11 protein-coding genes are annotated in these 14,450 nt (G+C 71.7%); 3 read left to right on the top strand and 8 right to left on the bottom strand.

The features are described from left to right. The first annotated feature begins 135 nt into the window (after positions 1-135). Positions 136-1,314, top strand: a complete 1,179-nt coding sequence (locus AB0J53_RS24270) for an amidohydrolase family protein (RefSeq protein ID WP_219501107.1) — start codon at positions 136-138, stop codon at positions 1,312-1,314. On the opposite strand, the gene AB0J53_RS24265 is transcribed toward AB0J53_RS24270, so the two are convergent. After that, entirely contained in the window at positions 1,279-2,451 is a 1,173-nt protein-coding gene (locus tag AB0J53_RS24265) for a helix-turn-helix domain-containing protein (RefSeq protein ID WP_364176011.1), read from the bottom strand. The two genes, AB0J53_RS24270 and AB0J53_RS24265, sit on opposite strands and share 36 nt — an antisense overlap. An 87-nt stretch (positions 2,452-2,538) precedes the next feature. On the opposite strand from AB0J53_RS24265, the gene AB0J53_RS24260 reads away from it, so the two are divergent. After that, positions 2,539-3,465, top strand: coding sequence for an adenosine deaminase (locus AB0J53_RS24260; RefSeq protein ID WP_364176008.1), 927 nt, complete (start codon positions 2,539-2,541; stop codon positions 3,463-3,465). Between the two features lie 56 nt (positions 3,466-3,521). Here AB0J53_RS24260 and AB0J53_RS24255 read toward each other — a convergent pair whose 3' ends face one another. The 6 genes from AB0J53_RS24255 to AB0J53_RS24230 form a co-directional block, all read right to left on the bottom strand. Then, positions 3,522-3,821, bottom strand: coding sequence for a hypothetical protein (locus AB0J53_RS24255; RefSeq protein ID WP_049556833.1), 300 nt, complete (start codon positions 3,819-3,821; stop codon positions 3,522-3,524). Positions 3,822-4,064: 243 nt separating this feature from the next. Then, positions 4,065-5,048 carry a ketol-acid reductoisomerase gene (ilvC, locus tag AB0J53_RS24250; RefSeq protein WP_219501234.1) on the bottom strand — a complete coding sequence of 328 codons (984 nt, stop codon included), beginning with the start codon at positions 5,046-5,048 and terminating at the stop codon, positions 4,065-4,067. Positions 5,049-5,071: 23 nt separating this feature from the next. Beyond that, positions 5,072-5,596, bottom strand: coding sequence for an acetolactate synthase small subunit (gene ilvN / locus AB0J53_RS24245; protein WP_219501098.1), 525 nt, complete (start codon positions 5,594-5,596; stop codon positions 5,072-5,074). Next, the gene (locus AB0J53_RS24240; protein ID WP_364176004.1) at positions 5,589-7,328 is read right to left on the bottom strand and encodes an acetolactate synthase large subunit; all 1,740 of its coding nucleotides are present in this window, start codon (positions 7,326-7,328) and stop codon (positions 5,589-5,591) included. Before AB0J53_RS24240 ends, ilvN begins: the two co-directional genes overlap by 8 nt. A gap of 208 nt (positions 7,329-7,536) precedes the next feature. Beyond that, positions 7,537-10,164, bottom strand: coding sequence for an EAL domain-containing protein (locus AB0J53_RS24235; protein WP_308125625.1), 2,628 nt, complete (start codon positions 10,162-10,164; stop codon positions 7,537-7,539). A 236-nt stretch (positions 10,165-10,400) separates the two neighbouring features. Continuing rightward, a complete protein-coding gene (locus tag AB0J53_RS24230; protein ID WP_364176001.1) occupies positions 10,401-11,309 on the bottom strand; it encodes a 2-hydroxyacid dehydrogenase in 909 nt (302 codons plus the stop codon). A 38-nt stretch (positions 11,310-11,347) separates the two neighbouring features. Here AB0J53_RS24230 and AB0J53_RS24225 point away from each other — a divergent pair, with 38 nt between their 5' ends. Further along, positions 11,348-12,451 (top strand): PQQ-dependent sugar dehydrogenase, encoded by a 1,104-nt coding sequence (locus AB0J53_RS24225; protein ID WP_364175998.1) that lies wholly within the window; start codon positions 11,348-11,350, stop codon positions 12,449-12,451. Here the strand turns inward: AB0J53_RS24225 and AB0J53_RS24220 are convergent. After that, positions 12,448-14,421: a VanW family protein gene (locus tag AB0J53_RS24220; protein WP_364175996.1), complete on the bottom strand. Its 1,974-nt coding sequence runs from the start codon at positions 14,419-14,421 to the stop codon at positions 12,448-12,450. The two genes, AB0J53_RS24225 and AB0J53_RS24220, sit on opposite strands and share 4 nt — an antisense overlap. Positions 14,422-14,450 lie beyond the last annotated feature (29 nt).

Here is a 14,450-nt window from a genome sequence, read left to right as displayed (position 1 = left end):
ACCTCGTCCGCCCGCACCCCGGTTTCCGCGCACGCAGGCAAAACACGGGGCCGATTCTGTAGCTCCCTACGAGCGCGCCACGCGAGGTCCGTAGATCCCTCCAGGTCGGGAGCGGGTCAGGTACCGTCGGGTGGAATGAGACTGGACGGAATCCCGCTTTGGGACGGCACTGAACCACGCGGCCCGGTGGACCTCACCTGGGAGCCGGACCGGATCACCGGCGTGACCCCGGCGGCGCCGCGCGACGACGACCTGTGCGTCATCCCCGGCCTGGTGGACACGCACGTCCACCTGATCGGCTACGCGGGCGACGGCTCGGCCGACTTCACCACCTGGCCGCTGGTCACCACCCGCGACGAGCAGGTGCTGCACGGCGTCGCGCACGCCCAGCGGGCCATGCGCCACGGCGTCACGACCCTGCGCGACCTGGCCGGGGACGAGGCGCAGGTGGCCATCCGCCGGGCCTTCGACGCCGGCATCCTGCCCGGCCCGCGCATCCAGGTGCACGGCGTGGTGGGGATGACCGCCGGGCACAACGACCTGTTCGTGCCGCCCGCGTTCCCGCTGCGCAAGCCCACCGCCGACGGCCCGGACGAGTGCCGCAAGCTGGTGCGCGCCTGGGCCCGCGCCGGCATGGACGGCATCAAGCTCACGACCAGCGGCGGCGTGCTGTCCATCGGCGACAAGAGCGTCTGGCGCAACTACACCCGCGAGGAGATCCGGGCCGTCGTCGACGAGGCGCACGCGCTCGGCATGCTCGTCGCCTCCCACGCCCACACCGAGGACGGCATCCGGGTGGCCGTCGAGGAGGGCGTCGACTCCATCGAGCACGGCACGCTGATGAGCCGCGACCTGGCCGAGAAGCTGGCCGCCCAGCGCACCCCGGTCGCGCCGACGCTGCTGATCAACGAGGCCATCACCGAGGGCCGCGTCCCGGTCCCCGAGGACGCCCGCATCAAGGCCGGCGAGCTGGTGGTCCAGCGTGACGCGCTGTTCGCGGAGGCGGCCAGGCTCGGCGTCCGGTTCGTGCTGGGCACCGACGCCAACGGCCACCACGTGCAGTTCGGCGACCAGCTCGCCGAGATCGTGCACATGACCCGGGTGTTCGGCATGGACGCGGGCGCGGCGCTGCGCGCGGCCACCTCCGACGCCGCCGACGCGATCCGCATGCCCGTCGGCCGGATCGCCCCCGGCCTCGGCGCCGACCTGCTCGTGATGCGCGGGCGGCCGTGGGAGCGCATCGAGGACCTGACCGTGGACAACATCGTCGCCGTGGTGTCACGGGGTCACGTCGTCGCCGGCCGCCTCCCCTGACCTGTGCTGTCCTGACCCGAGCTGCCCTGCCCTGAGGGCCAGGTAGAGGTCCGTCCGGTCGCGCATCGACGACATGCGGCGGCCGGTCAGCTCCTCGACCCGCTGCATCCGGTAGCGCAACGTGTTGACGTGCACGTACAGCTCGTCGGCGGCGCGCTGCCAGGAGCCGCACGTCTCCAGGAACACGTCCAGCGTGCGCAGCAGCTCCGAGCCGTGGCGCGCGTCGTACTCCTCGACCGGCCCCAGCAGGTGGTCGCGGAAGGAGCGGCGCACGCCCATCGGCAGCGCGGCCAGCAGCAGGTCGTAGCTGTCGATGTCGGCCACCGACATGATCGACACCGGGCCCTCGCCGTCGCGGGCCGACTCCATGCCCCGGCGCGCGGTCTCCAGCGCCTCGCCGAGCTGCGACACGCTGGCCGTCGCGTCGCTGATGCCGGCCGCGAGCCGCAGCCCCGGCTGGTCGGCCGCCAGGGCGCGCAGCTCCTCGCTCAGCGCCTTGCGCGTCGCCCTGCCGTTGACCAGCACGATCGCCTCGTCGGCCCGGCCGCCGACGATCAGGTGGCGGCCCTTCCTGGCCAGCGCCTCGTGCAGCATCGCGGGCAGGTCGTGCCCGCCCGGCCCGCTGACCACCATCGCGGTCGTCGGCAGGCCCGGATCGGCGCCGAGCAGCCGCAGGTGCGCCGACACCTCGCCGGGCGCGATCTGCTGGGAGGCGAGCACGTCCAGCAGCGTCTGCGCGCGGCCCCGCTCGGCCCGGCGCCGCTCGGCGGCGAACGCCTCCGCAACCACCGCCTCGGTGATCGCGCCGAACGACTGGTCGGGCGCGGCCAGGATCAGCGGCACCCTGCGCCGCTCGCACGCCGTCACCAGCGCCTGCGGCAGCTCGCCCAGCACGATCAGGCCCACGACCAGCCCGGCGACGTCGCTCGCCCACAGGGCGTCGGCGAACCTCTCGCAGTCGGCCGGCTCGCCGTACCAGACCCCGCTGGTCAGCACCAGGTCACCGGGCCGCAGGTAGCGGCGGGGATCGGGCAGGTCCGTCGGGTACGCGCGGCGTACCTCCCGGTCGAGCGTCCCGGTGCCGGTGACGAGCGTCAGCCGGAGGTCGTCACGCGCCAACAGCTCCGCCAACCTCATGAAATCTCATGTTATGCCAGGTCAAACAGCGAAGGTTCGGAGGTTCGCACGATACCTCGGCCGGTCATGGTCGGGTTTACTCGATCCATGCGCGCCAAAGCCGAACTCCACCTGCACATCGAAGGCACCCTCGAACCGGAGCTCGTCGTCGAGCTGGCCCGGCGCAACGGGGTCGCGCTGCCGACCTTCGACGTGGACGCCATCCGGGCGCGCTACGACTTCACGAACCTCCAGTCGTTCCTGGACGTCTACTACGAGAACATGGCGGTCCTGCGCACCGACCGCGACTTCTACGACCTGACCGCCGCCTACCTGCGACGGGCCGAGGCGCAGGGCGTGCGGCACGCGGAGATCTTCTTCGACCCGCAGGCCCACCTGGCGCGCGGGGTGCCGCTGGAGGCGGTGTTCGCCGGGCTGACGGGCGCCATCAAGGACGGGCCGTTCTCCGCGTCGCTGATCCTGTGCTTCCTGCGCGACCAGGGCCCGGAGGAGGCCGAGCGGGTGCTGCGGGCGGCGCTGCCGTTCCGGGACCAGTTCATCGGGGTCGGGCTGGACTCGGCCGAGGTCGGCCATCCGCCGTCGCTGTTCCGCCGGGTCTTCGAGCTGGCCGCCGCCGAGGGGCTGCGCCGGGTGGCGCACGCCGGCGAGGAGGGCGGTCCCGACTACGTGTGGGAGGCGCTGGACATCCTGCGCGTGGAGCGGATCGACCACGGCATCCGCGCCATGGAGGACCCGGAGCTGGTGGCGCGCCTGCGCGACGAGCGCATCCCGCTGACCGTGTGCCCGCTGTCGAACGTGCGGCTGCGCGCGGTGCCGTCGCTGCGTGACCACATCCTGCCCGCGATGCTCGACGAGGGCCTGGTCGTGACCGTGAACTCCGACGACCCGGCCTACTTCGGCGGCTACGTCGAGGACAACTACCGTGCCCTGCGCGACGAGCTCGGCCTGACGGAGGCGCAGCTCGACCGCATCGCCCGCGACTCGTTCGCCGCCTCGTTCAGCTACGAGGGCTGACACAGCGACGGGGCCCGCCTCCGGAGAGGCGGGCCCCGTAACGGTGCTTGGGACGACTAGTCCTTCGCGGTCAGGATGTCCGAGAGGACCTGGTTGAGAATGTCCAGGTCAAGGACGTCGTCGTCCGACCCGTTGTTGTTCCACTGCCCCTCGACTTCGTCGTCGTTGTCCTCGCCGAAGTTGTTCCGCTCGCCGTACGCGCGGATGTCGTTGTCGTTGTTGTCGTCGTCCCCATGCGTGGGCCACGCGACCACCGAGGCGGTGTTCATCGCGTAACCTTCGGCGAGCGCGGGACCGCCGCCCAGCATGACCATCCCGCCGACCAGACCGGCCAGGATGAGCCCCGTCTTGTACATACGAATCCCCTTTGTTACCTATCGACTACTCTCCGTCGGTAGCGGGAGGAGATCTTCCCGGTGATCGTCAGCGGCAAACGCCGCTAATCTGCTTTTGACGTGCGGAAACGGTCCTTTTGCGAAGACGGGGGTTAACGCGGTCACGCATTGCGGATCATTGACGAGACACGCGGCGACACCAGGCCCAAAGCAACGGGCGGGGGCGCATCAGCGCCCCCGCCCGTCCGCCGCGAACGCGCGAACTCAGCCCTTCAGCCAGCTCATCATCGGGCGCAGCTTGGCGCCGGTCTTCTCGATCGGGTCCTCCGCCAGCTCCTCACGGTGACGGGCGAACTCCTTCTGGCCGCCGTCGAACTCCTCGACGAGCTGCCGGGCGAAGGTGCCGTCCTTGATCTCACCCAGGATGCGGCGCATCTCCTCACGGGTCTCGTCGGTGATGACGCGCGGGCCGCGGGTGTAGCCGCCGTACTCGGCGGTGTCGGACACCGACCAGTACATCTTCGAGATGCCGCCCTCGTACATGAGGTCGACGATGAGCTTCATCTCGTGCAGGCACTCGAAGTAGGCCACCTCCGGCTGGTAGCCGGCCTCGATGAGCGTCTCGAAGCCCGCCTTGATCAGCTCGGAGACGCCGCCGCACAGCACGGCCTGCTCGCCGAACAGGTCGGTCTCGGTCTCCTCGGTGAACGTGGTCTTCAGCGCCCCGGCGCGGGTGCCGCCGATGCCCTTGGCGTAGGAGAGCGCCAGGTCGAGGGCCTTGCCGGAGGCGTCCTTCTCCACCGCGACGAGACACGGGACGCCTCGCCCCGCCTCGAACTGGCGGCGGACGAGGTGGCCGGGGCCCTTGGGGGCGACCATGCACACGTCGACGCCCTCGGGCGCCTCGATGAGGCCGTAGCGGATGTTGAGGCCGTGGCCGAAGAAGAGCGCGTCGCCCTCCTTGAGGTTGGGCGCGACGTGCTCGGCGTAGAGGTGGCGCTGGATGTGGTCCGGCGCCAGGATCATCGTGACGTCGGCCTCCTTCACCGCCTCACCCGGCGTGAGCACGCGCAGGCCGTCGTTCTCGGCCTTCTCGCGGCTCTTGGAGCCCTCCGGCAGGCCGACGCGCACGTCGACACCGGAGTCACGCAGGGAGAGCGCGTGGGCGTGGCCCTGGCTGCCGTACCCCAGCACGGCCACACGGCGCCCCTGGATGATCGACAGGTCGGCCTGGTCGTCGTAGAAAATCTCGGTCACTTGCTGAAAACCTTTCAGGCGGTACGGTCCAGTGCCCTGAGGGACCGGTCAGTGATGGAACGGGCGCCGCGGCCGATGGCCACCATGCCCGACTGGACGAGCTCTTTGATCCCGAACGGCTCCAGGACCTTGACGAAGGCCTCGAGCTTGTCGGGAGTGCCGGTGACCTCGATGGTCACCGCGTCGGCCGCCACGTCCACGCAGCGCGCACGGAAGAGCTGGACGAGCTCCAGCACGTGCGAGCGGCTGTCGGCGTCGGCCTTGACCTTGATCAGCATGAGCTCGCGCTGAACGGACTGCGAGGTGTCGAGCTCCACTATCTTCAGCACGTTCACCAGCTTGTTGAGCTGTTTGGTGACCTGCTCAAGCGGCAGCTCCTCGACGCTGACCACGATCGTCATACGGGAGATGTCGTCGTGCTCGGTGGGCCCGACGGCCAGCGAGTCGATGTTGAAGCCCCGCCTGCTGAACAGCGCGGACACCCGGGCGAGCACACCCGGCTTGTTCTCCACGAGCACAGAAAGCGTGTGTCTACTCATCGTCGCTCTCCCACTTCGGCGCCATGTCACGGGCGATCTTGATGTCGTCGTTGCTCGTGCCGGCCGCGACCATGGGCCAGACCATGGCGTCCTGGTGGACGACGAAGTCCACCACCACGGGCACGTCGTTGATCTCCATGGCCTTCTTGATGGTCGCGTCGACGTCTTCGGGACGCTCGCACCGCAGGCCAACACAACCATAGGCCTCCGCCAGCTTGACGAAGTCGGGGATGCGGCGGGTCGCCTGGAGGTCGGTGTTGGAGTAGCGCTGGTCGTAGAAGAGGGTCTGCCACTGGCGGACCATGCCCAGGTTGCCGTTGTTGATGACGGCGATCTTGACGGGCACGCCTTCCAGCGCGCAGGTGGCGAGCTCCTGGTTGGTCATCTGGAAGCAGCCGTCGCCGTCGATGGCCCACACGACGTCGTCCGGGCGGCCCATCTTGGCGCCCATCGCCGCCGGCACCGCGAAGCCCATCGTGCCGGCGCCGCCGGAGTTGATGAACCGGCCCGGCCTCTCGTAGCGGACGAACTGCGAGGCCCACATCTGGTGCTGGCCGACGCCCGCAACGTAGTAGGCGTCGGGACCGACGATGGCGCTCAGCCGCTCCATGACGTACTGCGGGGCCAGCGAGCCGTCCTCGAACTCCTCGTAGCCCAGCGGGTAGGTCTGCTTGTAGCCGTTGAGGATCGTCCACCACTCGTCGTAGTCGCCCTGGGCCCCGGCGGCCTCGACGGCGGCGATCAGGTCGCCGATGACCTCCTTGCAGTCGCCCACGATCGGCACGTCCGCGTGGCGGTTCTTGGAGATCTCCGCCGGGTCGATGTCCGCGTGGACGACCTTGGCGTAGGGCGCGAACGTGGACAACTGCCCGGTGACGCGGTCGTCGAAGCGGACGCCCAGCCCGATGAGCAGGTCGGCCTGCTGGAGCGCGCCCACGGCCGAGACGCTGCCGTGCATGCCCGGCATGCCCATGTGCTGCGGGTGACTGTCGGGGAACGTGCCGCGCGCCATCAGCGTCGTCACGACCGGGATGCGCGTCAGCTCGGCCAGCCGGATCAGCTCCTCGGAGGCGCGGGCCTTGTGCACGCCGCCGCCCACGTAGAGCACCGGGCGGCGGGCCTCGGCGATCAGCTTGGCCGCCTCGCGGATCTGCTTGGAGTGCGGCCGGGTCACCGGCCGGTAGCCGGGCAGCTGCATCGTCGGCGGCCAGCTGAACGTGGTCTCCGCCTGCAGGGCGTCCTTGGCGATGTCGACCAGCACCGGGCCGGGACGGCCGGTGGAGGCGATGTGGAACGCCTCCATGATCGTGCGGGCGATGTCGGCCGGGTCGGTGACCAGGAAGTTGTGCTTGGTGATCGGCATGGTGATGCCGGAGATGTCGGCTTCCTGGAAGGCGTCCGTGCCGATCGACTTGCTCGCCACCTGCCCGGTGATCGCCACGATCGGCACCGAGTCCATGTACGCGTCGGCGATGGGCGTCACCAGGTTGGTCGCCCCCGGGCCGCTGGTCGCCATGCACACGCCGACCTTGCCGGTGGCCTGCGCGTAACCCTCGGCCGCGTGGCCGGCGCCCTGCTCGTGCCGTACGAGCACGTGCCGGACCTTGGTCGAGTCGTAGAGGGGATCGTAAGCCGGGAGGATGGCGCCGCCCGGGATCCCGAACACGGTGTCGACTCCCACGTGCTCCAGCGCCCTGACCAGGGCCTGTGCACCTGTCATCCGTTCGGTCATCGGCTCGTTCCTTGCGTGGTCACACGTTCAGGACATAAAAAATGCCCCTCCCCGCCGGACGAACGGCGGGGCTGGGGCGGCGCGCAGGTCGGAGTGCTTCGCTAACGGCCTGCGCGCCGGCGAAGTACTACGAGAATCCCACTGCGAAGCATGTCTAACACCATAGCTGGTCGGAAGCACCAGGTGTCAACTTGGTGAGAAACACGTCTCACACGGTGAGACTCGTCCTCATCAGCGAGTCGACGCCCCTGGCCGCCATGGGCCGCGCGACCAGGAAGCCCTGGCCCTTCATGCAGCCCATCTCACGCAGCAGCTCAAGCTGCTCCGGGCGTTCGATGCCCTCGGCGACCACGGTCAGGCCCAGGTCGTGGCCGAGCCGCACGATCGTGCGGGTGAGCAGCGTCAGCGTGTCGTCGCGGCCCAGCCCGGACACGAACGACGGGTCGATCTTGATCATGTCGACCGGGAGCTGCCTGAGGAACGCCAGCGAGGCGTAGCCGGTGCCGAAGTCGTCGATCGCCAGCCGCACGCCGAGAGCGCGCAGCTCCGACAACCGCTTGACCGTCTCCTCGGCGTCCTCGACGAGCATCTCCTCGATCACTTCGAGGGTCAGCGCGGAGGCGGGCAGCCCGCTCTCCTCCAGCGCCTCCCGCACGGTCTCGACGAAGCGGGGCGCGGTGATCTGCCGGGCCGACAGGTTGAGCGACAGCCCGATGTCCCAGGACGAGGCCCGCCAGGCGGCCACCTCACGGCACGCCTCGCGCAGGATCCACTCGCCCAGCGGCACGATCAGCCCGGTGTCCTCGGCCGGGCCGAGGAACTGGTCGGGCGGCACGAACACCGAGCCGCGCCACCAGCGCACCAGCGCCTCGACCGCGGTCACCCGCGAGGTCGCCAGGTCGACCACCGGCTGGTACTCGATCGCGAACTGCTGCTCGATCAGCGCCCGCTGCAGGTCGGCGGCCAGCTCCAGGCGGCGCAGCACGTCGGCGTGCATCTGCGCGGCGAACACCTCGACCCGGCGCCCGCCCAGCTCCTTGGCCCGCGCCATGGCCACATCGGCGTTGCGGATCAGGTCGCCGGCGGGCAGGTCGTCCTCGGCGAAGGCCACGCCGACGCTGGCGGTCAGCGCCACGTCACGGTCGGCCACCCGGAACGGCTCCTGCGAGACCGCCCGCACCAGCCGCTCGGCGAGGTCGACGGCGAGCTGCGCCTCCCCGCCGGTCTCCAGCAGCACGGCGAACTCGTCGCCGCCCCACCGGGCCAGCGTGTCGTCGTGGCGCACCGCGCCGCGCAGCCGGCGCGCGGCCTGGCCGAGCAGGTAGTCGCCGCTGGCGTGGCCCACCGAGTCGTTGACCGAGGTGAACCCGTCGAGGTCGAGGAAGATGACGGCGACCTGGCCGACGCTGCGGCCGGTCAGCACCTCGCGGGTGCGCTCCTCGAAGTAGGAGCGGTTGGGCAGCCCGGTGATGCCGTCGTGGAAGGTCAGGTGGGCGACCTGGTTGCGCAGGGCCTCCTCGTCGCTGATGTCGCGGGTGGTGACCAGGACCTGGTCCTCGCCGCCCGCGTGGCGGGTGGCGACCGACTCGGTGGGCCGCCAGGTGCCGTCGGCGGCCCGCACCCGGCAGGCGATCAGGCAGGCGCCGGGGCTGGCCTCCTCGTCGTCGCCGTCGGGGCCCATGCCGTGCAGCGCCGACTGGATGTGCGGCACGTCCTCGGGGTGGATGTAGTCGAAGATCGACCCGCCGATCACGTCCTCGGGGCGGTAGCCGTAGGTGACCTCGATGCCGTCGCCGATCTCGTGCACCATGCCGTCGTAGTCGCAGATGAGCACCACGTCGCCGGTGCTCTCGGCCAGCTCGCGCAGCTGCGTGTCGCCGAGCGAGACGAGCGTGCGCAGCCGCGCGTTGGCCCCCGACAGCACGAACACGCGCAGCAGCAGGAGCAGCACGACGGAGGCGGCGACCGCCACGACGCCGGTGGCGGGGGGCTGGCGCATGCCGCCGGCCAGGTGCGCGAGCATCGTGACGGTGGCGACGGCGACCAGCGCCAGCGGCAGCGCGTCCACCAGGTTGTCAGGCGCCTGCGCGGCGGTGACCTGGCGCGGGCGCAGCCAGGGCACGGCGGCCAGCAGCAGGAAGGCCACCGGCGTGATGACCATGCTCCACACGGGCGGCGCGCCGCCGTCGAGCCGGGCCACGGCGGTCGCCATGCCGGCCACGGTCGTGGTGGCGAGCACGCCCACGCTCGCCAGGCCGAGCGGCCACGCGGCGGAGCGCACCGCGGCCACGGACGGCGCCACGGCGCAGGTCGCCACCAGTGCGAGCATCGGCGGCAGCATGGCGAAGGCGAACAGCGCGGGGTCGGCGGTCGCCTCGTAGACGTGGCGCAGCGCCACCACCCAGCCGATCAGGAACAGCGAGGCGGCGCACAGGTAGGCGTCGATGAGCTGTCTCAGCACCAGGGCGGCAGGCGGCCTGCGCCCGGCCGCGACGAGCGCGCCGCCTCCGGTCAGCACGGTGCCGAGCAGCACGAGCAGCTCGGCGAAGCTCACCATGAACGTGGAGCTGTCGGTGAACGGCCGCAGCGCCACGCCGGCGGCCCAGATGGCGGCGCCACCGGCCATCCAGCGGATGCCGAGTGCCGCCGAGGGGTGCTCGGCCGGCCGCACCGAGGCGGCCAGCAGTGACACGGTGGCCAGCAGCGCGGCGAGGCAGCCGGCGACCGCGCCGATGACGAGGGCCGGGCCGCCCGCAAGGAGCGCAGCCGCGAACCCCGCGGCACCGATCGCCGCCGCGGCGGTCAGCGGTGCCCGTGGATCACGCCAGCGGATCACAGTCGTCGCCCATCCCGTCTCGAACCCTGCTCCCGTGAACCGCCGGTCGGCGGTGCACATCGCCAGTGTGTGCGGTCGGTGGTGCGCGGGTGGTGACAACGCCGATGTCGTCACCGATCTGATAACCACACGGACCTGATTGCCGCCAGGATTTCCTTGACAGGAAGTCAGGAAACCTTGGTTAGACGCCACCGTACGCACCGCAGGTCACGGACCAGCCACGGTCCGGATTCCTCTCAATACGCGTCGGTGATGACGTTGTCGAGCGGCTCGCCCGCGAGATAGCGCGTCAATTGCGCGCGCATGAGCCGGAGCATGCGGCGGTCGGAGGCGGGCGTGCTGCCCGCCACGTGCGGCGTGATGAAGACGCCCGGCGCGCTCCACAGGGGGTGGCCGGCCGGCAGCGGCTCGGGCGCGGTCACGTCGAGCGCGGCCCGCAGCCTGCCGCTCTTGAGCTCGGCGAGCAGGGCGTCGGTGTCGACGACGCCGCCCCTGGCCGCGTTGACCAGCACCGCGCCGTCCTTCATCCGCGACAGGAACGCGGCGTCGGCCAGGCCGGCGGTGTCGGGCGTGGCGGGCACGAGCAGCACCACGACGTCGGCCCCGGGCAGCAGGGCGGGCAGCTCGGCCAGGCCGTGGACGCCCTCGCGGGCGCTCCTGGCGACCCGGACGACCTCGACCTCGAAGCCGTCGAGGCGGCGTTCGAGCGCCTGGCCGATGGAGCCGTAGCCGACGATCAGCACGGTGGAGTCGGCCAGCACGCCGGTGTGGCGGTAGGTCCACTCGCCGCGGCGCTGGGCGTCGGTGAAGCCGGGGAACTCGCGCAGCACCGCGATCATCGCGCCGACGGCCCACTCGGCGGTGCCCGCGTCGTGCACGCCGCGCGCGTTGCACAGCACCGCGCCCTCCGGCAGGTGCGGCCGGTAGGCGTCCACGCCCGCGGTGACGGTCTGGACCAGGCGCAGCGACCGCATCCGCGCCAGCGTGCCCGGCACGTCCGGCACGGTGACCAGGGGCGGGATCCACACTTCGACGTCCTCGATCCCGTCGGGCTCCGGCCCGGTGCCGTCGTACACGGTGCACGCCACACCCGGCAGATCGGACAGGACTTCGGCGACCGACTCGTACGGGACCCAGATCTTCATGCGGGAAACTTTATGGCTCGGGGGCAAGTATGGGAGACATGAGGGCACTCTGGCTGACCATGCTCGCGGTGGCGCTCGCCGCCTGTTCCGGCGCGGGCGGGGTGCCGCCGGCCGCCTCTGACCAGGGCGGGGGGCCGCCGGCCGCCTCTGAGCAGGGTGGAGGGCCGCCGGCCGCCTCGGCGTCCGGCGGGCCGTCGCCCGGCGAGCCGCGCGTGGTGGCGCGCGACCTGGCCGTGCCGTGGGCGATCGCGTTCCTGCCGGGCGGCGACGCGCTGGTGACCGAGCGCGACTCGGCCAGGCTGCTGCGGGTCACCCCGGCGGGCCAGGCGCGGGAGCTGGCCGTGATCGAGGGCGTGACGCCCGGCGGCGAGGGCGGCCTGATGGGCGTGGCGGTCAGGGGCGAGCAGGTGTTCGTGTACTGCTCGGCCGCCTCCGACAACCGGATCGTCCGCTACCGGCTGACCGGCGACACGCTGTCGGAGCCGCGGGTGATCGTCCAGGGCATCCCGAAGGGGACCGTCCACAACGGCGGGCGGCTGGCGTTCGGCCCCGACGGCCACCTGTACGCCACCACCGGCGAGACCGGCGACCGGTCCCTGTCGCAGGACCGCGACTCGCTCGCGGGCAAGATCCTGCGCATGACGGCCGACGGGCGGCCGGCTCCCGGCAACCCGTTCGGCACGCTCGTCTACAGTTTGGGCCACCGCAACGTGCAGGGCCTGGCCTGGGACGGCTCGGGCCGGCTGTACGCCTCCGAGTTCGGCGCCGACGCCCACGACGAGCTCAACCTGATCGAGGCGGGCGGCAACTACGGCTGGCCGGAGGTGGAGGGCCGGGGCGGCGCCCCGGAGTTCACCGATCCGGTCGTCACCTGGGACACCTCCGAGGCGTCACCGTCCGGTCTGGCGTTCGCCGGCGGCTCGCTGTGGATGGGCGCGCTGCGCGGCGAACGGCTGTGGCAGATCCCGCTGGCCGCCGACGGCTCGCCGGGCACGCCGGTCGCGCACTACGGCGGCACGTACGGCAGGCTCCGCGCGGTGACCGCCGCCCCCGGCGGCGGGCTGTGGGTGGGCACCAGCAACAGGGACGGCCGGGGCGAGCCGCGCGCGGGCGACGACCGGATCCTCGCGGTCACGCCCTAGCCGGTGCACACCACCTGGGCCTGGGGGCGGTACTTCGTGGTGACCTTCTTGTCCCGCTTGATCTCTTCGCCGTCGCGGATGAAGACCCGGGTGACGTCGACGGTGAAGCCCTGCTGGCCGGTGGTGGGCCGGCAGCCGGCGGCGTCGCTGGTCTCACGGCGGAACGGGGTGAACTCCCGCCGGTCGGACTCGACGGCCTTGATCTCGTCGTAGCGCCTGGTGCTCCACAGCACGACGGACACCGACGTGGCCGTGGACGAGGTCTTGATCAGCACCCCGTGGTCGGAGTCGTTGCGCCACTTCAGGTCCAGGTCGGGGTAGAGCAGCGCGGCGTCGCGGCCCGCCGGGTAGCGGGCGGAGAAGTAGTCCATCGGCGTGTGCTCGACGTCCTCGAAGCCGCCGTAGTAGGCGGCGTTGTAGAGCGCGGTGGCGAACTGGGAGGCCCCGCCGCCCATGATCGTGAGCGTCCGGCCGCCGACGATCTGGTCGGCCGGCACGTAGCCGCCCTCGGCGGTGCGCTCCCCCACCAGCTCGTTGAGCGAGAACGTCTCGCCGGGCTTGACCAGGACCCCGTCGACCTGCTCGGCCATCCGGCGGATGTTGGTCACGCGCGGCAGGCAGCAGTCGAAGGTCGTGGTGAACGACGACACCGTCTCCTTGATGCCGAGGTCGGCCACCTGCTCGGTGGTGACCTCGGGCGGGGCGTCGGCCAGCGTCACGGGGACGACCCGGTTCCCGCCGCTCCGCACCAGCTTGACCACGTCGCGGGCGAGCGCCTTGGCGCTGACGCCCCGGCCCTCGCGCGAGGGCACGAGCACGGGCTTGCCGTTCACGATCTCGTACGTGGCGTCGCGCGGCACCTGGGTCGCGTCCACCAGGCTGCTCTCGACGGTGGCCAGCGCTCCCTTGGCGTCGAAGTCGGGCCGCAGCCCCCCGTCGCCGTCGGGCACGAAGGTGAGGTTGGCGGCGATCGTGGCCGGGGTGAGCTGCGCCTGCTTGCCGCCGAGGGTCAGCGTGATGGGCGCGGACACCGCCCGCCTGGCCTGCGCGGTGGCCTTCTGGACGGCGCGGGCGCTGGTGGCGGGCTCGGCAGGCACCAGGCTGACGATCGCGGTGCCGGTGCCGTTCAGGAAGGCCTCGCTGATCACGCGGACGGCCTCGCCGCGGTCGAGCAGCGCGCCCGAGCGCGGCTGCGTCGCCACCGGGCGCAGCCCCTTGTACGTGACGCGGCCCTCGTGCGGCCGCCGGTCGACGGTCTCGGCCAGCGCCTCGACGGTCCTGGTGAGCTGGGAGGGGTCGACGGTGACCTTCGGCTCGATGTCGGTCGTGGTGGTGAGCGCCCGCCACACCTCGATCGGGCTGGGGAAGCCGCTGGGCGCCTGGCCGATCGTGGCCACCACGTCGAGCTCCAGCCCGGCCTCGTCGGGCTGGATGGTGTCCTTGCGCCCGCCGAGGTCGACGACGACGGGCTTGTTGAGCTTGACGGCGAGCTCGCTGCGCAGCTTGTCGGCCGCCTGGGTGACGGTCATGCCGCCGATGTCGACGCCGCCCACGCGGGTCCCGCGCAGCACGGCGTCGGACATGAGCACGGCCGGGACCAGGTAGGCCAGGGCGAGGGCGAGCAGCACGAGCACGGCGATGCCGGGCAGCAGGCGGCGCTTGCGGGGCGGGTCGGCGTCGGGCGCCGGGGGCCGCTCCAGCGGCGTGCGCATGCCGAACGGCGGCGGCTCGGACCCGTTGCCGTTGACCGGCCAGGGCTGCGACGCGGTCGGCACCGGGGGCAGGGTGCCGCTCTTGGGCGGCTCCTGCGGGCGGGGCTCCTGCGGCGGCTGCTCCTGCGGGCCGAAGATGTCGCGGGAGACGCCCGGGGGCAGGCCCTCGATCTTCGGCTTCCTGCTGGTGCCGCGCGAGGGCAGGGGCACCGAGGCGAACGGGTCGGTCGGTGATTCGATCGGTCCGGCGTTACGCACGCCTCAATCTCCTCCCGTTCCGCAGCCAA

The sequence above is a fragment of the Nonomuraea sp. NPDC049725 genome, from assembly GCF_040674795.1.
Classification (GTDB): domain Bacteria; phylum Actinomycetota; class Actinomycetes; order Streptosporangiales; family Streptosporangiaceae; genus Nonomuraea; species Nonomuraea ceibae.
Note: the sequence above shows the minus strand (reverse complement) of the source record. Positions and strands in the feature narration are given on the sequence as shown.